Source organism: Kitasatospora sp. CM 4170 (assembly GCF_032110285.1).
Lineage (GTDB): Bacteria > Actinomycetota > Actinomycetes > Streptomycetales > Streptomycetaceae > Kitasatospora > Kitasatospora aburaviensis.
The window spans coordinates 7,678,452-7,699,912 of record NZ_CP134877.1; the positions used below are offsets into that span (position 1 = coordinate 7,678,452).

Below are 21,461 nucleotides of genomic sequence, written 5' to 3' on the forward strand. Positions count from 1 at the left end.
CCCGCGCCGCGGCGGCGCGGGGTGGTGGTGGCCTGGGTCAGTGGAGCGCCTCGCGGCGTTCGATGTTGCAGTCGGGCCCGGGGTAGATCAGGCCAACGTGGCCGTCCTCGAAGCGGACCATGTACGGCGGCTCGCCCTCCTGGCCGCGCACCTCGATGATCTCGCCCTTCTGGTCGACCATGCCCACCGACCTGCTGTGGATGTGGAGCTGGTCACCTACCGCTGCCTGCATGGTCTGCTCCTCGGGTAGCTGTGGCCGCGCGGCGGCCGTTCTGCTTCCACTGTGCTGCGGCGGAGGCGGGCTCGCAACGTCGTGGTGGGCCGGTGCACGGCCGTGCCGCGCGCCGCGTGCGGCCGGTTCATGCCGCCCGCTCCCGGGCAGGTGCGCGGTGTGTCCGGCCCGGCGCGGGGTGTGCCGACGGGGCCCTCACCGGTCCCGCTCCAGCCGGTCCGGCGGCCGTCAGCGCGGGCCGAACTGCGCGGCGAGGTAGCAGCGGACCAGCTGCTTGCACTCGGCGATCAGGGCCGGGTCGCCCTCCGGGTCGGAGCGGAACGCCAGCTTGAGGACGGCGTCCGCCGCCTCCAGGGCCACCCGCAGCCCGAGCGTGAGCGCGGCCGGGTCGGCCGCCGCGAACAGTTCGGCGCCGAGCGCCTGCAGGCGCAGCGCGACGGCCGTGTTGTTGTCGAGCTCGGTGTCGAGCAGGTGCTGGTCGTCCCGGACCCCGGCGGGGACGGCGGCGTCGGCCAGTCCGAAGTCCACCTGGCCGAAGCCGGGCACCGTCCGCTTCATGACGACGAACTCGTCGACCGCCAGGTCGGTGAACCCGGCCGGGCCGGCCGGGGACTCCGCCAGCAGCCGGTGCTCGACCCGCCCGAGGTAGAGGTCGAGGTTGCGGCCGGCCAGCGCGGCCAGCAGGTCCTCCTTGCCGGCGAAGAACTGGTAGAGCGTGCCGATCGGCACCTGCGCGCGGTGCGCGACCTCCTTGGTGGTGAGCGCACCTGCGCCGACCTCGTCGAGCAGCCCGGCGCAGGCGTCGAGGATCCGGCCGTAGCGCTCCTGGCTGCGCTGCTGCACCGGTCGCCGGCGGCCCGGACCCGTCCGCTCGGGGGCCTGGTGACTCCTCGTGTCCGCGCTCATGGGGCCACTGTGCCGCATCGGGCGTTCCCCCGGCCAATTCCCGCCCCCGCCGCCGCGCCGCGCCGGCCCGACCGCGCCGGTGGCGTCCCGGGGACGGGCCGCCGCCCCGCCCGGCCGCGACCGGGCCGGGCTCCGGGGGCGTGGCCCGGCGCCGCGGCGGCGGGGTCGGGGTCGGGGTCGGGTGAGGTTCCGCGTTCGCCGGGAGGCCGGACTCCGGATACCGGGAGTTGTCCGTGAACAGTCGTCAGGAGTGGTAGCGTCCTGCCCTGCCACGACCGCGGCACTCCTCCCCGGTGACCGTCCGGTTCCTGGTGTCCGTGCTCAGCACCGTCCCCTTCCAGACCGCACGGGGCCCGGCCCCGTTCGCCACGACCGCTGCGACCGCCCCGGGTTCACCGCCCCGGGTCGTCCACGGCCCCGGGCTCACCGACCGACCTCCGTCGGAACGCCGAGTCTCCGCGATTCCCGGGACCGAGCAGCGGGGTGAACGGTCGCCGCGGCCTGCCTCGACCCACCGGGATGACAAATGAAGAAACTCGTGCACCGCGCACTCGCGGCAGGGGCAGCCCTGTCCGCGTGCGTCGCGATGACCGTGGGAGCCGGCACCGCCGCCTCCGCCGCACCTGTCGTATCCGCCGCAGCACCCGCGGCCGCCGCTGCGCCGGTGCCGCTCACCGGCCCGCAGCTCGCCGCCTCCTGGACCGCCCCGCTCAGCACCCGCGGGCGGTACATCGTCGACGCCGCCGGCAACCGCTTCAAGCTGAAGGCCGGCAACTGGGCCGGTGCCCAGGGGACTTGGCAGGGCAGCGGCTCCACCACCGACCCGGCGAACAACCAGGCCGGCCAGGTCTCGTACAACCTGCCGCTCGGCCTGGACCGGGCGCCGATCGCCGACATCCTGACCGGCTTCCACCGCCTCGGCATCAACAGCGTCCGGCTGCCCTTCGCCAACGCGATGATCCACGACACCGCGCCGGTGCCGGACGTCGCCGTCACCGCCAACCCGCAGCTGAAGGGGAAGACCCCGCTGCAGGTGTACGACGCCGTGGTGGCGGCGCTGACCGCCGACGGCTTCGCGGTGATCCTCAACAACCACACCACCAGCTACCGCTTCTGCTGCGGACTGGACGGCAACGAGCGCTGGAACAGCGGCCAGTCCACCCAGGCGTGGGAGGACGACTGGGTCTTCCTGGTGAGCCGGTACAAGGACAACAAGCGGGTGGTCGGCGCCGATCTGCGCAACGAGGTCCGCCGCGACACCTGGGACGACCCCAACTGGGGCATGGGCGACAGCCACGACGAGTTCGCCGCCTTCGAGGAGGCCGGGAACCGCATCCTCCAGGCCGACCCCGACATGCTGGTCGTCATGGAGGGGATCAACTGGTACGGCATCCCCGCCGCGATCTTCAGCCACGGCCGGCCCAACCTCACCCCGGTCCGCACCCTCTCCAACACCCTGATCGACTCGGGCAAGCTGGTCTACGCGGCGCACTTCTACGGCTACACCGGCCCGGCCAACACCGGTGCGGGCAGCGGCCCGGGCGCCACCAGTGACCCGCGCTACCAGGACTTCACCCCCGAGCAGCTGGCGCAGGTCGTCAACGACGAGGCCCTGTTCGTCACGCAGTCCGGCCAGCACTTCACCGCACCGGTGTGGATCAGCGAGTTCGGTGCCGGCGGGCGCGGCGACACGGACGCCAAGGGGCAGGCCTGGTTCGACCACTTCACCGCGATCCTGGCGGCGAACGACACCGACTTCGCCATCTGGCCGCTGGTCGGCTGGCAGAACGCCGGCGTCCCGAACGACAGCTGGGCGCTGCTGCACTTCGACACCGCCGGCCGGGCGCTCAGCCTGGAGGACCCGGGCGACTGGCGCGCCCCGTACTGGAACCGGCTGCTCGCGGCCCCCTCCTACACGGGTCAGGTCGCGCCGGGCCCGCGCTGGAACATGCTCGACCTCGACCACACCGACTTCAACGTCTCCCGGCGGATGCTCGCCCGGCCCGACTGGAGCCCCGGCAACCGCAAGGGCAACTGCCCGGACGGCCAGCGCCTGGTCGGCCTCGCCCGCAGCGACGGCCGGGGCCTGTGCACGGACGCGGGCGGGCCCGCGACCGGCCCCGGCGACTGGGTGACCGTCACCGACGAGCGGTACGTCACCCACGGGGACTGGGCCTCCGGCTACAACAAGCTCCAGTGCCCGGACAACACGTACGCGGTCGGCTACAGCGTCCACTCCAACGCGATGTCCGCCCTGCTCTGCGCCCCGGCGGCGGGGCTGCCGCTGTCCGGGCGGAACGTCTGGTTCGACCACGGCGACAACCGGCCCGCGTCCGGCGGGTCCACGGCCAGCGACTGGGCCCCGGGCCACTACAAGGGCCAGTGCACGGACGCCGAGTACGTCGCCGGTGTCGCCTTCACCTGGAAGTGGCTCCACTACGGCGTCCCGGACGCCCTGCTCTGCCGCCCGGTGAAGTGATCCGGGGGAGCAGCAACCGACGGTGCCCCCGTCGGCGGTCGAACCGCCGGCGGGGGCACCGTCGTCCGGCGCCGCCCGGGGTGACTCCGGCCACGCCGCCGGGTGACGCCGGCCACGCCCGGACGACCCGCTTGTACGGACAACTTGAGGCGTTCGCCTGACGTACAGCCGGCCGCCACGAGCGGTCCCCCGGGCGGTACCCCGCCCACGCTGTCCTTGGGGGCGCCGTCCTCCCCCCCCGACACGCAGAGGTCACCCACCATGGCTGAGCTGAGCCGCCGGCGATTCTTCCAACTGACCGGCGCGACGGTCGCGTTCTCGGCACTGTCGCAGAGCATCGCGCGTGCCGCCGCCATCGCCCCGCAGGGCAGCACCGGCACCATCCAGGACGTCGACCACGTCGTCGTGCTGATGCAGGAGAACCGTTCGTTCGACCACTACTTCGGGGCGATGAAGGGCGTCCGGGGCTTCGGCGACCCGCGTCCGGTGACGCTGCCCAGCGGCAAGCCGGTCTGGTACCAGACGGACGCTTCGAAGAAGGAGGTGCTGCCGTTCCGCCCCCAGGTGAACGACCTGGGCATGCAGTTCGTCCAGGACCTCAACCACGACTGGGCCGGCGGCCACAAGGCCTTCAACAACGGCAAGTACGACCAGTGGATCCCCGCCAAGACGGCCACCACGATGGCGTACCTGACCCGCCAGGACATCCCGTTCCACTACGCGCTCGCGGACGCCTTCACCATCTGCGACGCGTACCACTGCTCGTTCATCGGCTCCACCGACCCGAACCGCTACTACATGTGGACCGGCTACACCGGGAACGACGGCGTCGGCGGCGGCCCGGTGCTCGGCAACCAGGAGGCCGGTTACAGCTGGACGACCTACCCGGAGCGGCTGGAGAAGGCCGGGGTCTCCTGGAAGATCTACCAGGACGTCGGCGACGGCCTCGACGCGGCCGGCAGCTGGGGCTGGATCGGCGACGCGTACCGCGGCAACTACGGTGACAACTCGCTGCTGTACTTCGACAACTACCGCAACGCCAAGCCCGGCGACCCGCTCTACCAGAAGGCCCGCACCGGCACCAACGCCAAGGCGGGCGAGGGGCTGTTCGACGGCCTCCGGCGGGACGTGCAGGCCGGCACGCTGCCGCAGATCTCCTGGATCGCCGCCCCCGAGGCCTTCACCGAGCACCCCAACTGGCCCGCCAACTACGGCGCCTGGTACGTCTCCCAGGTGCTGGACGCGCTGACCTCCAACCCCGACGTGTGGGCCCGCACCGCGCTGTTCATCACCTACGACGAGAACGACGGCTTCTTCGACCACGTCGTGCCGCCGTTCCCGCCGTCCTCCGCCTCGCAGGGCCGCTCGACCGTGTCGACCACGGCGGACCACCACCCGGGGAGCACCGGCTACGCGGCCGGCCCCTACGGCCTCGGCCAGCGGGTGCCGATGCTCGTCGTCTCGCCGTGGAGCACCGGCGGCTACACCTGCTCCGAGACCTTCGACCACACCTCGATCATCCGGTTCATGGAGCGGCGCTTCGGCGTCCAGGAGCCCAACATCTCGCCCTGGCGGCGCGCGATCTGCGGTGACCTGACCGCCGCCTTCGACTTCACCAGCTCGAACGCGACGCCGGTGGCGCTGCCCTCGACGGCCGGCTACCTCCCGCCGGACCGCAACCGCCACCCGGACTACGTGCCGGCCCCGCCCGCCACCGGCACCATGCCCAAGCAGGAGCGGGGGACCAAGCCGACCCGCCCGCTGAAGTACGCGCCGTACGTCGACGGCGCGGCCGACACCGTCGCCGGCAAGTTCGGCCTCACCTTCAGCGGCGGGGCCGCGGCCGGCGCCCAGTTCCTGGTGACCTCGCCCAACCGCACCGACGGCCCGTGGACGTACACCGCCGAGGCCGGCAGGTCGATCGCCGACGCCTGGAACACCAAGTACTCGAAGGGCCTCACCGACCTCACCGTGCACGGCCCGAACGGCTTCCTGCGGCGCTTCCGCAACCCCGGCAAGACGGCCGGACCCGAGGTCACCGCGCGCCACAACGCGACCACCGGCAACCTCGACCTGACGTTCACCAACGCGGGCACCGCCGACGCCGCCCTGACCGTCACCGACGCCTACGGGGGCGCGCCGACGACGGTCACCGTCCGCCGCGGCGCGACCGTCGCCCTCACCGTCGACCTGACCGCCGGGCACCGCTGGTACGACGTGACCGTCACCTCCAGCACCTCGACGGACTTCCTCCGCCGCCTGGCCGGACACGTCGAGACCGGTGCCGCGGGCGTCTCCGACCCCGGGATCCTCACCTACTGATCCGCCGTCCACCGGTCCGCCCGCCGCCACCGCGGCGGCCGGACCGGCGCCGGGCTCCGCGGCTCAGGCGCCGGGCCGCACCGGGTGCCACTCGGCCAGCACGAGGGTCGCGTCGTCGCGCAGCCGGTGGTCCTGGTGGGCCATCAGGCTGTGGATGAGCCGGCGCAGCGCCTCCGGGGCCGGGTCGCCGCCGGCCATGTGGTGGACGATGGTCTCGGCGAGGCGGGCCTCCCCGTAGAGCTCGCCGTCGGCCGAGCGTGCCTCGGTCACGCCGTCGGTGTAGAAGAGCAGCCGGTCGCCCGGTTCGAGCCCCGTGTGGTGGGTGACCGGTGCGGTGTCGCTGTGGAAGCCCAGGCCGAGGGGCAGCTGGGGCCGGCGGCCCAGTGCGTCGGGCAGCACGCGGCGGGCTCTGATCAGCAGCGGTGACGGGTGGCCGCAGTTCACCCAGGTGAGCCTTCCGGTCGTGGTGTCCAGGTCGGCGAGGACGGCGGTCAGCAGGCGGCCGGGGATCCACTCGACGAGGGTGCGGTCGATGGTGGTGGCGACCTCGGCGAGGCTCCCGCCGGCCCTGCGGGTCGAACGGCAGGCGGCCAGGGCGACCGCGCTGGCCCCGCCGGCGGCGAGGTCGTGCCCCATGGCGTCGAACACCGACAGGTGCAGGACGTTGCCGATCATGCTGTGGTCGAAGGCGTCGCCGCCCACGTCGTAGGCGGGCTCCAGCACCGCACTGGAGGTGACGCTCCGGGTGCCGATCGTGCGCGGCGGCAGGAAGCCCCAGAGCAGTTCGGCCTGCAGGCTCATCGCCGCGCGCCGGGTGGTCTGGGCGATGACGTCGCCGAAGGCGGCCCGGGAGACCACCAGCAGGGCGACCAGGCCGGCCAGGGCCTCGCAGTCGGCCAGCGTCCGCTCGTCGAGCGCCGGTGCCTCCACCCGCAGCGCCCCGATCCGCTCCACGCCGTCGATCAGCGGCAGCCAGCCGACCGCCGGCGGGCCGGCCGACACCTGGGTCCGTTGCAGCCGGTAGGCCCGCCCGCCGAGCGATCCCTCGATCGCGACCGTCGGGTGGCGGACGTCCGACGCCGGGTCCGGCATTGCGACGAGCCGGTGCTGCTGCAGGTCGGCCAGGAACACCCAGGCCTCGGACAGGCCCAGCCCCCGGGCCGCCTCCCGCACCAGGTCGGGCACCTCCCGCGGCCAGCCCACCCGGGCCCGCGCCATCGCCCGTGCGAGGACGCGCCCGAGGCGTCCGTCGTCGACGGCCACGACCGCACCTCCCGCAACGGCTTCGGAGGTCACCGGGCGGGTTCGACCGGCCTCGTGCCCCTCGCCCACGCGGTCGCGGTCGCCGGTCGTCCGCGCCCCGACCACACCCCTGTCGTGTCCCACGGTCGTCACCGCCTTCCGCCGGCGGTCACCGTCTGTCGCGCGGCGCGCCGGGCCGTTGCCCCCGCGGCCGGCGGCGGGGGCCCCACCGATCGGCTGCCCGGGGAGGCCGCACCGAAACCCGGAGGCGGCCGCCGCTGCCCGGTCGTGCCGGCCGCTGCTGACCGGCCGGTCGTGCCGGCCACGGTTTCCCGGCCTCTCGCGGCGGCCGCCGCGCCGACGAGCCCGGCCGGGACCGGGATGCGGAACGGCCCGTCCACCCCGGGCGGGGGTGGACGGGCCGGGTCGGTTCACCGGATCGGGCTCAGCTCAGCCGGGTCGGCACCGGCCGCTTCCCGTCGAGCGAGGAGACCCCGATGGGGGTGAGCGCCTCCGGGAAGAGCTGCACGTCGGCGACCTGGCCGGCGGCGTACTCCGCGTAGGTGCCCTTGTAGAGGCGGCGGCCGAGCTGCAGCGGACCGGTCGCGTTCCAGACCGTGCCGGCGTAGTCGGCGGCGCCGGCGGCCGCGCCGTCGACGTACAGGCGCAGGTCCGCGGAATCCGCGTCGTAGACGCCCACCAAGTGGTACCAGGTGTTGGTCTTCGGCGCCGCCGCGCCGCTGGTGGGCCCGTAGGCGCTGGTGAAGGCGCCGGTCGTGTCGTCCGCGTGGGCGTGGCCGAAGGCGAACGCGTGCGCCCCGCTGGAGTAGTACAGCTGGAGGGCGTTGGCGTTGGTGCCGGACTGCGAGACGAACGTGGAGTTGGCGGTGAGGCTGGTGAGCTTCACCCACGCCGACACCGTGTAGCTGCGGCCGGTGTCCACCGCCGGACCGGCGGTCGCGGCGTACGCGGTGGAGCCGTTGAGGGTCAGGACCCCACCACGCGCCGGGTCGGCCCCGACGGTCGCGCCGCCGCTGAGGGTCAGCTCACCGGTCGGGCGGATGCTGTCCGCGGTGCTGTCCAGCTTCCACCAGGCGGAGGGCTGACGGACGTCGCCGATGCCGACCGGGGCCCCGAACTGGGCCAGGCCGCCGGCCGGCGCCGCACCGGGGTACTCGGTCAGCCGGCCGGACCGGGAGCCGGCGTAGAGCGCGGGGAACCCGGTGCCCTGCACGTCGCCCGGGGAGGCGACGGTCGGGTGGTCCCGGTCGCCGACGCCGAGGGGCAGCACCTTCTGAGCGGTCGGCAGCACGTTGCCGCTGGTGGCGGCCCACTTCTGGTCGGCGATGTTGAGGCAGTCCCAGATGACCGTCTGGGTGCGCGGGTTGCGGTTGCTCGCCGGGTCGGCCAGGCAGCGGCCGGACTGCGGGTTCTTCAGGGTGCCCGGGTTCGGGCCGGGGACCCACTGCTGGGCGCCGGTGCCGTTGCACTGGTAGAGCTGCACCGGCGTGCCGTTGTCGGTGCCGCCCTTCAACACGTCCAGGCACTTGCCGAGGGCGTGGACGCTGCCGTCGGCGCCGAGCGTGAACTGCTGCGCGTCGGTGCCGTTGCAGGTGTACATCCAGGCCGCGGTGCCGTTGGCGGTCTTGCCGCCGGCGATGTCCAGGCAGAGGTTCTTGTTGTTGGTGTCGAGCACGCCGGAGACCAGCGGGGCGTGGGCCGGTGCGGCGATCTTCGTGGTGGGCACGCCGGCACTGAAGGTCAGCGGGAAGCTGCTGACCGCGCCGGTGGCGTCGTCCCGGGCCCACAGGGTCGGCACGCCGCCGACCGTGCCGGGGGCGAGCAGGGTGGTGCCGTTCCAGTCACCGGTGCCGATCCGCACGCCGGCCCCGAGGTTGCAGCCGGCCTGGAACGTCCCCGGGAAGTACCAGAGTTCGCCCTTGTCGACGGTGATCAGGTCGGGGGCGTCGGCGAACTGGGCGAGCTTGCCCGGGGCGAGGATCTGGGTGACGTTGTTCCAGGTGCCGTCCGAGCCCTTGGCCGGGCAGGAGGACGAGTTCCGGATCGGCACCACGTTCTGGGTGAGCGTGAAGCGCCCCGTCGTGCCGCCGGGCGTCACGGCGTCGTTCTGGTAGAGGTACAGCTCGTGGGTCGACTTGGAGTAGGCGAACAGGTCGTCCACGTTGGTGCCGGTGGCGGTGCCCCGGTGGGCGACCAGGTAGTTGTTCCACCCCGTGCCGTCCGGGCTCTGGGCCTTGGCGGAGGCGCTGACGGGCGGACCGGCCGGGTCGGCGTCGCCGCGCACCAGGACGAGGTCGCCCTCGGTGGTGGGGGCGATCAGGTCGGGCACCGCGTCACCGTCGAGGTCGCCGGCGGTCACCTTGGCGGCCGGGTTCCAGGGGGCGAAGAAGCTGTACTGGCCGACGGTGCCCTGGCTGTTCCCGGCGTTGTCCACGGCCCGGACGAACAGCGTGTGCGCGCCCCACTGGGCGGCGCTCAGCACGATCGGGACCTCGGCGGTGGCGCTGCCGCCGGTGGTGGCCACGGCGTTGACCGAGGCGGCGCCGTTGGCCGGGATGTTGGCGTCCAGCGAGTACTCGAAGCGGTCGACGCCGCTGCTGACGCAGCTGCCCCGGGTGCAGCCGGTGGGCGTGGGGTCGTTGGAGGTCACCGCGATCTTGACACCGGTGTCACCGGCGTGGCCGGTGGGCGCCTTGTCGCCGCCGAGCGGCGGGAAGACCGGCGAGTCGGTGAAGGAGGGGATGCCCGGTGCGCTCAGGTCCACCTTGAAGTAGCAGTTGGCGGACCAGGCGCTCGCCAGGGTGCCGTCCTCGGCCTTGACGTGCCACCCGTACTGGTGGCCGTCGGCGACCTTGAAGCCGATGTTGACCCGGGTGGTGCCGCCGTCGCTGACCCAGCCGCTGACCGGGGCGCCCCTGTCGGTCGAGCCGCCGTCGGCGGCCGCCGTCTTGGTGTCCCAGACCTCGTACCGGGAGCGCAGGTTGACCCCGCTCATCTCGGTGTCGAGGTGCGCGTTGAGCGTGATGTCGGAGGCGTCCCCGGCCAGGCCGGACTGCCCGATCCAGCCGTCCGCCGCGCCGGCGCAGCCGTTGCTCGCGGGGGCACGGGTGGCCGGGGTGGTGCCCAGGCCGTCCGGCACCTCCGGGGCGATGTCGAACACCGTGGTCAGGTAAGGGTTGTTGGCGAAGCGGACGAAGTCGTTGTTGCTGCTCGACTTGGACTCGTTGCCCCAGAGCCCGAAGGTCCAGCTGTCCTTGACGCCGGAGAGCTTCTTGATCTGGCCGGTCACGTCGAAGTTGACGTCGTGGTTGCCGCACTTCTGACCGATGTTGGAGCTCTTGACCTTCTGCGTGCCGCCGATGTAGCCGTCACCGGTGACGTCCGGCTGGTTGTTCCAGCTGGTGGAGCCGCTGATCGCGGTCACCGTCGCGAGCTTCACGCTGGTCTCGTTGTCGCAGTCGAACGAGGCCCCGTAGGTCGAGGTCAGGTGGACCACCGACTTGGAGATCACCATCTTCTTGTCGAGGTTGGCGATGTTCAGCTCGAAGTAGGCGCGGTTGAGGCCGAAGCAGTCCTGCCAGCGCTGGTAGCCGACGCCCTCGCCGTTGTCCTGGGCGTCGTCGTACGGGCTCTGGCCCGCGCAGCCCTCCTTGACGGTGACGAAGTGGCTCTTCTTGCTGGTGATCGGGCTGGTGTACGGGTCGATGTACAGCGGCCAGACGGTGTCGGCGCCGCCCAGCAGGCCGGCGTCCGGCACCAGGGTCAGGGTGTTCGCCTCCTGGGTCACGGCGATCCGCTTGACCTGAGCAGAGCTGCCCGGCTGCTCGGGGGTGGAGACCGTGGCGGGGGCGGTGTCGGCGGGGACGGCGTCCGCGGGGGCGTCGGCCTGCGGTGCGGCCTGCGCTGCGGCCGGTGCCTTGCCGGCCGGCGACTTGGCCGCGGGTGACTTGGTGGCCGGCGAAGGCACGACGGCGGCCGGGGCGGCGGAGGGCGCGGCGGTGGTGGCCGAGTCCCACATCAGCGGGGTCGGCGAGCGGAAGACCGCGCTGCCGTCGGCGGCGGTGACCGCCACCCGGCCGTCCTGATCGGTCGTCAGCGACAGGCCCGCGCTGACGCCGGTGGTCAGCTTGAGCGCGCCGAGCGCCGGGTTGGCCGCCGCCTTGGCGTCGTGGACGATCAGGACCTCGTGGAAGCCGCCCTGGTCGGTGCTGGTGACCTTGAGGTCGACGCCCGGCAGGACGCCGTTGTACTGCGCGGTGCTGCCGCTCACCACCGGTGCGGGGAGCGGGAACGGGAGGCTGTAGGAGAGCTTGCGCCCCTCGGCGTCGGTGAGGGTGGCCAGCGGTCCGCCGCCCCCGCCGGAGAGGACCAGCCCCGAGGGGGTGGCCGAGGGGGAGAGGGTGCCGTCACCGTTCCTGGCCAGGGCGGCGTCGACGTCCTTCCAGTGGCCGTCCTTGCGCACCCGGGCGGGCTGCAGGTGGGAGGTGACGGTGAAGGTGCCGTCGGCGTTGGCAACGGTCTGCGTGGTCTCGGTGGTCAGGCTGTCGACGGTGACCGGCCCGCCGGTCCGCGCGGCCTCGGCTTTGGCGGCCGCCAGCGGCGAGTCCGCCGCCGGGGTCGCCGGGCCCGCGGGCCCGGCGGCGGTCGGACCGTCCGCGAGCGCCGGTCCGGCGCTGCCGAGCAGCAGGCCGGTGACCGCCGCCGACAGCGCCAGACGGCGTGTCAGTGTGCGCGCCGGATTTCTCCGGGCACGGAGGTGCTCCCCCATGGATCGCCCTTTCAGGGACCGGCGGCGGGCGATCCCGGGCGACGCTGTGTTTCTTCTCACAGGGTGGTCGCCCCGTGGCCCCCCGCCACGTGTCGGAATTGCGGTCGTTTACTCGCCCTGATGCCGCTTGTGAAGGTCCATTGGGGCCTGTGTGACGGAAGGGGTCAGAGTGACTGCTGGGGAAGGGTATTGCTGTGACCCGGCCATGGCAATACCGTTCCGAACGGCCAGACGCGCCGTCAGCTGGTGATTCGTCAGATCACCGGCCATTTTTGTTTCTCTGGGGGATTGCACATGCGCGCAGGACCGCGCGGAGTCAGAGGTGCCCGGAAACGGGCCTGGATGGAACGGGGAATCGTCGCCGTCGCGACGGCCACCCTCTTCTCAATGGCGACCCCGCTCGCCGTCGCCGACTCCATTGTCGGCGGATATCAGTACACGGACAGGAGTTGGGACGCCGACCCGCTCCCCGATCAGCCGAAGGTCCCCGGCGCCCCGGTGGGTGGCCGCGGGAAGAGTGTCCCGGCACCCGCGATCCCGCCCGGTGCGCGGGAGTTGGTGCCGCACGTGGTGAAGACCGTGCAGTGGCCGGCCGCCGCGACCGCCACCGTCGACCTGGGGAAGACCCCGGCGGTGCGCAGCCTGTCGGCGCCCGCCGGTGAGGCGAAGGCCGCCGGCCTGCCGGTCTCGGTCTCGCCCGCCGCGCCCACGGCGCTCGGGGCCCGGGCCAAGTCCCTCGCGCCGCCGGTCGCCCCGGTCAGCCCGGTCTCCTCGGTGCGGGTGAAGCTCGCCGACCGCGGCCAGGCCAAGCGGGCCGGCGTGGACGGTCTGCTGGTCGGCCTGGACCGGGCCGACGCCCGGACGGAGACCGGAAACGTCGCGGTCTCCCTGGACTACGGCGCCATCGAGCAGGCGTACGGCGGCGGTTGGGCCTCCCGGCTGCAGCTGGTGGCGATGCCCGCGTGCGCGCTCACCACTCCGCAGCTCGCCGCCTGCCGCACCCGCACGCCGATCGAGGCGGTCAACGACCCGGTCAACCGGAAGCTGAGCGGCACGGTCGCGCTCGCGGCCACCGGTTCCGGAACGGCGAAGGCGGGCAGCGCCTTCGCCGCACCGGCCGCGGCGGCGGCCGCGCAGTCCTCCGGCGGCGTGGCGGTGGCCGCGGTGGCCGGTACCAGCGGCTCCCAGGGCGACTACGGGGCGACCTCGCTGTCCGCCTCGGGCGCCTGGTCCGCCTCCGCCTCGGGCGCCTTCACCTACCGCTACCCGATCACGGCGCCCCCGTCGCTGGGCGGTACGGCGCCGACCGTCGGGCTCGCCTACGACTCGCAGTCCGTGGACGGCGAGACCTCGGCGCGCAACTCGCAGTCCTCCTGGATCGGTGACGGCTGGTCCTACAGCCCCGGCTTCATCGAGCGCTCCTACAAGAGCTGCAAGGACCAGGGCATCGAGGACTCCGGTGACTCCTGCTGGGCCGGCTGGAACGCCACGATCTCGCTCGGCAGTCACAACGGCCAGCTGCTGCGGGACTCGGACGGTGCCTACCACCTCCAGACCGACGACGGCACGAAGATCGAGCGGCTGACCGGCGCGACCAACGGCCTCTGGCAGGGCGAGTACTTCAAGGTCACCACGACCGACGGCACCGCCTACTACCTCGGCCTCAACCACGCCCCGGGCGGCACCACCGACGACGCCACCGACAGCGCCTGGGGCATCCCGGTCTACCACCCCAAGTCGGGCGACCCCTGCCACAGTTCGGACAAGGGCGACGACTCCCAGTGCGACAGGCCGGTCGGCTACCGGTTCAACCTGGACTTCGTGGTCGACCCGCACGGCAACGTGCAGCGCTACGACTGGGCGACCGAGTCGAACTACTACAACATGGGCTTCGGCCAGGTCCCCGACGAGGACAAGGACGAGAAGGGCGGCACCCTCACCAAGTACACCCGGGGCGGCCGGCTCACCCAGATCTCCTACGGCTACCAGCTGGCGGACGCCCGGGCGGGCCGCGAGCCGGCCGCCAAGGTGGTCTTCCGCACGGCGCAGCGGTGCACCACGTCGGACACTGTCTGCAAGGACGGCAACCTCTCCGCGGACACCGCGGCCGACTGGCCCGACACGCCGTACGACCTGAACTGCCCCTCCGACTGGAAGACCAAGATCGGGGAGGAGGGCGACACCAAGGGCGTCTGCCTGATCAGCGGGCCGACCTTCTGGCAGACCTACCGGCTGAAGGGCATCGATACCAAGGTCCGGACCGCGTCCGGCTGGCAGGACGTCGACAGCTACGAGCTGAAGCAGGTCTTCTCGGACGCCGGCGGCACCTACGACCCGGTCACCGGCAAGACCCAGGACCCGAAGGTCACCGGCTCGCTGCAGTCGGTGATGTGGCTCTCCGAGATCGTCCACACCGGCAAGGACGGCTCCGCCGGCGGCGACGGCCCGATCACCCTCGACCCGGTCACCTTCATCGGCATCGAGATGGACAACCGGGTCGACGGCCTCACCCCGGCCGCCCCGCCGCTGTACCACCCGCGGATCTCCAGCGTCCAGACCGAGACCGGCGAGTCGGTCGCGGTCACCTACCGGGCCCCGGAGTGCTCGCGCGAGAAGAAGACCATGCCGGCCTCGGCCGACTCCAACACGATGGCCTGCTACCCGGTGTTCTGGAACACCCCCGGCGGCGTCGAGCCGATCGAGGACTGGTTCCACAAGACCCTGGTCTCCCAGGTCACCTCCAGTGACCGGACCAAGGCCGGTTCGCCGGCCAAGGTGACCAACTACACCTACTCGGACGGCGCCGCCTGGCACCGCGACGACGCCGAGCTGACCGACGACAAGCACCGGACGTGGAACGACTTCCGCGGCTTCCGGACCGTCACCACCACCACCGGCGCCGCCCCGGACCCGATCACCCAGAGCACCGTCTCCTACCTCCAGGGCATGGACGGCGACTACACGAAGGACGGGAACCGGCGCAGCGTCAAGGTGAAGAACTCGCTCGGCGAGGAGATCACCGACAGCCCCTGGCTGGCCGGCACCCCGTACGAGAGCCAGGGCTTCACCAAGGCCGGCGGCACCGTCGCCACCAAGACCCTGACCGACCCGCCGGCCTCGGTGGTCGTGGCGACCGCGAAGCGCACCGCCTGGACCTCGGAGGACCCGAAGCCGGACAAGCTCTCCACCCTGCCCGACATGGTGTCGCGCCGGGCGACGTCCAGCAGCAGCCGTTCGCTCGGCCTGCTCAGCGACAACAAGACGTGGCGGACCAGCAGGTCCAGCACCGTCTTCGACGACCTGGGCCGGATCTGGAAGGCCGACGACCAGGGCGACCTGGCCGACCCCTCCCAGCGGACCTGCACCATCACCACGTACGCCGACGCCCCGTCGGACAACCCGATGATGCTGGTCTACCCGAAGGAGACGATCAGCGTCTCCGGCGCCTGCGACACCAAGCCGGGCCGGAGCACCACGCTCTCCCACAAGCGGGTCTACTACGACGGTGACGGCACCGTCACCAATCCCGGCACCCTGGGCCGGCTGGGCCAGCGCCCCGGTTCGCTCGGCCTGGTCACCGCCACCGAGTCGGTCACCGGCTACGACGCCACCGGCAAGGCGCAGTTCCAGGTGCTCGGCGCGATGACCTACGACCGCTACGGCCGGGTCGGCGCGAGCACCGACGCGGCCGGTCAGACCACGTCGACCACGTACGCGCCGGTCTCGGGCGTGCTGCCCACCGCGGTGTCGACCGAGAACCCGCTGAAGTGGACGGCGACCAGCACGGTCTCGCCGGGCCGCGGCTCGATCATCCAGGCCAAGGACGTCAACGGCCGGGTCACCGAGTCCGCCTACGACGCCCTCGGGCGCCGGGTGAAGGTGTGGATGCCGGGCCGGAACAAGGCGACCCAGTCGCCCGACCGGACCTTCGCCTACTCCGTCCACGGGGCTGGCGACAACCCGGACCCGTCGACGGTGACCACCAGGACGCTGCGCGAGGACGGGACCTACTCCACCGAGGTCACCTTCTACGACGGCACGCTGCAGGCGAGGCAGACCCAGACGACCACCGCGGACAACTCGGCGGGCCGGCTGGTCTCCTCGACCTTCTACGACTCCCACGGGTGGACCTCCTCCGCCATCGCGAGCTACTACGACGCCGCCAACGCGCCGGGCACCTCGATGTGGGCGGAGACCAACAAGACCGGCCCGGCGGTGACCCGCACCGCCTACGACGGCCAGGGCCGCCCGGTGACGGTCCAGCAGGTGTCCTTCGCCAGTACCCTCTGGCAGACCGGCAGCACCTACCGGGGCGTCGACCGGGTGGACGTCACGCCGCCGCCCGGCGGCAAGGCGACCACGAAGTACACCGACGCGCTCGGCCGCACGAGCTCGACCGTGGTCCGTGACACCACGCCGGACCGCAAGCTCTCCGGCGGCAGTGTGATCGCCTCGGGGACCTCGGTGCTCTCCCGGAGCGTCCGCCTGGCCGTGCAGGCCGACGGCAACCTGGTGCTGACCGCCCTGGTCGGCGGGAAGACCCTCTGGTCCTCGGGCACCGCGGGCCACCCGGGCGCGTACGCGAGCGTGCTCGCCGACGGCAGCCTCGTGGTGCTGGACGCCGCCGGGAAGACCACGCTCTGGACCAGCGGCAGCGGCGGGCACACCGGCGGCTACCTCAAGGTGCAGGGCGACGGCCGGATCGTCATGTACGACGGTGCCAACGCCGAGCTCTGGTCGGCCGGCACCGCGGGCGCGACGCCCGCGGACGTCACCACCACGTTCACCTACACCGCCCGCGGCCAGGTCGAGACGGTCAAGGACACGGTGGGCAACACCTGGTCCTACACCTACGACCTCCAGGGCCGGACGGTCTCCCAGACCGACCCGGACAGCGGCGGCTCCAGCAGCGCCTACGACGAGCTCGGCCGGGTGCTGACCGCCAAGGACGGGCGCGGTCAGGTGCTCTCGTACACCTACGACGCGCTCGGCCGCAAGACCGGGGAGTACGACGGCGAGACCCCGGGCGACCAGGCGAAGCTGCTCGCCGAGTGGACGTACGACTCCCTCGGCAAGGGCATGCCGGCTTCGGCGACCCGCTACGTGGGCGGCAGGACCGGCAGCGCCTACGTCAAGAAGGTCAACGGCTACAACGCGGTCGGCCAGCCGACCGGGTCGACCACGGTGATCCCGCCCTCCGAGGGCAAGCTCGCCGGTACCTACAGGACCGAGGCGGCCTACACCGAGACGGTGGGCCTGCTCGCGTCGACCACCTTCGGCACCGAGGGCGGCCTGCCCGCGGAGACGGTCGGCTACGGCTACAACCTCCAGGGCAAGCTCGTCGGGATGGGCACGCCCGCCCGGCCGTACGTCTCGACCGTCGCGTACAGCCCGCAGGGCAAGGTCCTGCAGACCACCATCGGCACGCCGAGCAAGCAGCTGCGGACCGCCCAGACCTGGGACCAGGCCACCGGCCGACTGGCCACCAGCAGGGTCACCCTGCAGAACAACACGGCCAACCCGATCTCGGCGACCACCTACGGCTATAACGCGGCGGGCAGCGTCACCGCCGTCTCCGACGTCCAGTCGAGCGGCGGCACGGACCGGGTCACCGACACCCAGTGCTTCACCTACGACGCACAGAACCGGCTGACCACCGCCTGGACCGACACCAAGGGCCTGACGGCGGCCACCGCCGGGCAGCTCGCCAAGTGCACCACGGCGGGCCCGTCGCCGAGCACCATCGGCGGACCGGCCCCGTACTGGCTGGACTGGCAGTTCAACCAGCTCGGCGACCGGGTCCAGCAGGTCACCCACGATGTGAAGGGGGCGGCCGCCAAGGACGTCACCCAGAGCCTCAGCTACCCGGGCGGCGGCACCACGCCGGCGAAGAAGCCGAACGCGGCGACCGCCGTCACCACCACCGGCCCGTCCGGCAGCACCACCGTCGTGCCCGACTACGACGGGGCCGGCAACACCAAGACCCGGACCGGTCCGGGGACGGCGAGCCAGGGCTTCGAGTACGACGCGGAGGGCCGCACCAAGACGGTCACCACCAGCGGCAAGGAGGCGAGCTACCTCTACGACGCCGAGGGCCAGCTGCTGATCCAGCGCAACCCCGGCAACGACGTCCTCTACCTCTTCGGCGGTGCGGAGCAGCTCAGCCTCGACACCGTCAAGAAGACCGTCACCGGCCTGCGCTACTACCGCAGCCCGGACGGCACGGTGATCGTCCGCTCCTCCGGCGGCACGGTCAACTACCAGCCGACCACCCCGCACGGCACCGCGCAGCTGCAGGTGGACGGCACCAGCCTGGCCATCACCCGGCGCGCGTACGACCCGTACGGCAACCCGCGCGGCACCGTGCCCGCCGCCTGGGCCGACAACCGGGCCTTCCTCGGCAAGCCCTCGGACGCCACCAGCGGGCTCGGTCTGCTCGGGGCGCGCGTCTACGACCCGCTGATCGGGCGGTTCCTCACCGTCGACCCGGTCTTCGAGTCGACCGATCCCAACCAGATGGGCGGCTACGGGTACGCGGCCGGCAACCCCACCTCCGGGAGCGACCCCAACGGCCTCTGGTGGAGCTGGGGCGACGTCGGGAGCTTCTTCACCGGCGTCGGCGACTCGATCGTCGGCGACCCGTGGCAGTGGAGCGTCAATACCCTCTCCGACGGCTGGAACTCGTTCGCCGACATCGCCAACGGCGACAACCAGGCGTTCAACGACATGTTCGGGTACTCGAACGAGACCCCGTTCAAGCTCGGCCACACCGGGTACGTCGACGACACGCCGCTGGCCGACCTCTTCGAGGTGGACACCAGCTCGACGTCCTACTTCGCGGGCCAGGTGACCGGCGTCGTCGGGTCCTTCGCGATCGACGGCTACGGCGCGGTCAAGGCGATCAGCGGCGGCGTCAAGGCCGTCAAGGCGGTCAAGACCGCGGTGTCCGAGGGCGAGGACCTCGTCAGCGCGGTGAAGAAGCTGCTCTCGGACGACCTCCCCACCACCACCAAGGCGGACCCGGCGCCCACCACGCCGAAGACGGAGAAGCCGAGCAGCCCGAAGTCCGGCACCGGCAAGGGCGGCGACGACCCGGGCGCTCCCGCGTCCGAGACGCCGGCGGCCGGCAAGGACGCCGGGCGCCCCAGCGGCGGCGGCTCGCCCGACTCCGGTGGCGGCGGACAGGCCGGTGTCAAGGGTCCGAAGGCCGGCAAGGCCGAGGACACGCTGGAGGGTGCGAACCCCGGCGGGTACAACGACAACTGCGGCGCCTGTGCCCAGGCCGGTGACAGCCGTCTCGCGGGCACCCACAGCGGCGCCACGGCCTGGGACAGCGGGATCCTCGCCCCGGAGGAGCTGGAGTACAAGTTCGACTCCCTGTTCCACCTGACCGATGGGGTCGCCGACATCGAGCACCAGCTGGGCGTGCTCGGCTACGGCACCCGTGGCATCGTGTTCGGCTGGACCGACGGCGTGAGCGTCGGCCACTACTTCAACGTCGTGAACGACGCGGGTGTGGTCAAGTTCCTCGACTACCAGTCGGAGGCCTTCGCCAACACCTCGGAGTGGGAGAATCTCGAACTGATGATCACGTGGTGGTAACCCGGGAAGGACACGGACTGTGACCATGGACCAGGAGACGGCACGACTGGCGGCGGAAGCGTACTGCCGCGAGCGGGTCCGTGACTGGGACGAGCGTGCGTACCGGCTGAGGATCGAGGAGGGGATCTCCGTCGAGGGCGCCTACGTCTTCGGCTACCTGCCGACCGTGCCCGATTCGCGCGGGCGCGTCCGGGTCGGCGGGAACCTCCCGGTGATCGTCGACCGGGAGACCGGCGACTGCCGGCTCGTCGCCGGCGTCGCGGAGTACTTCGCGCTCCGGGATGCGAAGAAGCAACAGGGCTGACCGCCCGACGGTCCGGTGCCCGGGTGCGCGCGAGGCGCACCCGGGCACCGCCGTCTCCGGGCCTGGCCGGCACTGGGCCCGGCCCGTACCCCTGGCGTTCCGACGCCCGGGCACTAACATGAGTACTCCTCGCATTCCTGTCAGGAGGCTTTCGTGATGCCGGACCGTTTCGACCTCCCGGCGGGGTTCCGCTGGGGTGTTGCCACTGCCGCGTACCAGATCGAAGGGGCGGTGAAGGAGGACGGCCGAGGTCCGTCCGTCTGGGACGTCTTCGCCGCCCGCCCAGGAGCCGTCCGGGACGGCCACACCGGCGCGGTGGCCTGCGACCACTACCACCGGTACCCCGAGGACATCGCCCTGATGAAGGACCTCGGGCTGGACGGCTACCGCTTCTCCATCGCCTGGCCGCGCGTCCTGCCCACCGGCGCGGGCGCCGTCAACCCCGCCGGCCTCGCCTTCTACGACCGCCTCGTCGACGCCCTGCTGGAGGCGGGCATCACCCCGCTCCCCACCCTCTTCCACTGGGACCTCCCGCAGGCCCTGGAGGACGAGGGCGGCTGGCTCAACCGCGACACCGCCCACCGCTTCGCCGACTACACCGCCGTGGTGGCCGACCGCCTGGGCGACCGCATCCCCGCCTGGATCACCCTCAACGAGCCCTTCGTGCACATGGTGTACGGCTACGCCCTCGGCATCCACGCCCCGGGTCGCGCGCTGATGCTCGACGCCCTTCCCGCGGCCCACCACCAGCTCCTCGGCCACGGCCTGGCCGCGTCCCTCCTCCACGAACGCGGCCACGACGTTCTGATCGCCAACAATCTCACCCCCGTCCGCCCGGCCTCCCCCTCGCCCGAGGACCTCGCCGCCGCCACCGCCTACGACGCCCTCCACAACCGCCTCTTCACCGACCCCCTCCTCCTCGGCCGCTACCCCGACCTCTCCGCCTTCGGCGTCGCCGACGACCTCCACGGCGCCGTCCGCCCCGGCGACCTCGACCTGATCGCCTGCTCCCGCCTCGCCGGCCTCGGCGTCAACTACTACAACCCCACCCGCATCGCCGCCCCCACCGACCCGGGCCTGCCCTTCGCCGAGGCCCCGATCGACGGCGTCCCCCGCACCGCCTTCGGTTGGCCCGTCGTCCCCGACGGCCTGCGCGAACTCCTCGCCGGCCTCCGCGACCGCTACGGCGCCGCCCTCCCCCCGATCACGATCACGGAGAACGGCTGCTCCACCACCGACGACCTCGACGACCAGGCCCGCATCACCTACCTCGCCTCCCACCTCGACGCCCTCGCCACCGCCACGACCGAAGGCATCGACGTCCGCGGGTACTACACCTGGTCACTGATGGACAACTTCGAGTGGGCAGAGGGCTACCACCAGCGCTTCGGCCTCGTCCACGTCGACTTCGAGACGCAGGCACGCACCCCGAAGGCCTCGTACGCCTGGTACCGAGACCTGATTGCGGTTCACCAGGCATCCCGCCGAGAGTAGTTGGCCTCCAGCCGCTGCCGGATGTACGACCTTTTGAACGGCTGAGAGGCCATCCGGACGGCGCGGCCTGCAGCAGCTGCGCTCCGGACAC

The 21,461-nt window shown here is 72.4% G+C and carries 9 protein-coding genes; 5 read left to right on the forward strand and 4 right to left on the reverse strand.

Going from position 1 to position 21,461, the window contains the following annotated elements:
* Positions 1-37 precede the first annotated feature (37 nt).
* On the reverse strand, positions 38-232 hold the full coding sequence (locus RMN57_RS32340) for a DUF1918 domain-containing protein (RefSeq protein ID WP_313766838.1): 195 nt from the start codon (positions 230-232) through the stop codon (positions 38-40).
* Positions 233-460: 228 nt separating this feature from the next.
* Positions 461-1,138: a TetR/AcrR family transcriptional regulator gene (locus RMN57_RS32345; RefSeq protein ID WP_313766839.1), complete on the reverse strand. Its 678-nt coding sequence runs from the start codon at positions 1,136-1,138 to the stop codon at positions 461-463.
* A 586-nt stretch (positions 1,139-1,724) separates the two neighbouring features.
* Here RMN57_RS32345 and RMN57_RS32350 point away from each other — a divergent pair.
* Both RMN57_RS32350 and RMN57_RS32355 read left to right on the forward strand, forming a co-directional pair.
* Positions 1,725-3,617, forward strand: coding sequence for a glycoside hydrolase family 5 protein (locus RMN57_RS32350; protein WP_380236491.1), 1,893 nt, complete (start codon positions 1,725-1,727; stop codon positions 3,615-3,617).
* A 261-nt stretch (positions 3,618-3,878) separates the two neighbouring features.
* Positions 3,879-5,939 carry a phosphocholine-specific phospholipase C gene (locus tag RMN57_RS32355; protein ID WP_313766841.1) on the forward strand — a complete coding sequence of 687 codons (2,061 nt, stop codon included), beginning with the start codon at positions 3,879-3,881 and terminating at the stop codon, positions 5,937-5,939.
* A 63-nt stretch (positions 5,940-6,002) separates the two neighbouring features.
* On the opposite strand, the gene RMN57_RS32360 is transcribed toward RMN57_RS32355, so the two are convergent.
* Both RMN57_RS32360 and RMN57_RS32365 read right to left on the reverse strand, forming a co-directional pair.
* Positions 6,003-7,202, reverse strand: a complete 1,200-nt coding sequence (locus tag RMN57_RS32360; RefSeq protein ID WP_313766842.1) for a PP2C family protein-serine/threonine phosphatase — start codon at positions 7,200-7,202, stop codon at positions 6,003-6,005.
* 424 nt (positions 7,203-7,626) lie between these two features.
* Positions 7,627-11,970 carry a ricin-type beta-trefoil lectin domain protein gene (locus RMN57_RS32365; RefSeq protein ID WP_313766843.1) on the reverse strand — a complete coding sequence of 1,448 codons (4,344 nt, stop codon included), beginning with the start codon at positions 11,968-11,970 and terminating at the stop codon, positions 7,627-7,629.
* A 342-nt stretch (positions 11,971-12,312) separates the two neighbouring features.
* Here RMN57_RS32365 and RMN57_RS32370 point away from each other — a divergent pair, with 342 nt between their 5' ends.
* The 3 genes from RMN57_RS32370 to RMN57_RS32380 all read left to right on the forward strand — a co-directional run bounded on the left by RMN57_RS32370 (position 12,313) and on the right by RMN57_RS32380 (position 21,370).
* On the forward strand, positions 12,313-19,572 hold the full coding sequence (locus RMN57_RS32370) for an RHS repeat-associated core domain-containing protein (protein ID WP_313766844.1): 7,260 nt from the start codon (positions 12,313-12,315) through the stop codon (positions 19,570-19,572).
* 19 nt (positions 19,573-19,591) lie between these two features.
* A complete protein-coding gene (locus RMN57_RS32375) occupies positions 19,592-19,876 on the forward strand; it encodes a hypothetical protein (protein ID WP_313766845.1) in 285 nt (94 codons plus the stop codon).
* A 156-nt stretch (positions 19,877-20,032) separates the two neighbouring features.
* Positions 20,033-21,370, forward strand: a complete 1,338-nt coding sequence (locus RMN57_RS32380; protein WP_313766846.1) for a GH1 family beta-glucosidase — start codon at positions 20,033-20,035, stop codon at positions 21,368-21,370.
* The last annotated feature ends 91 nt before the right edge of the window (positions 21,371-21,461 follow it).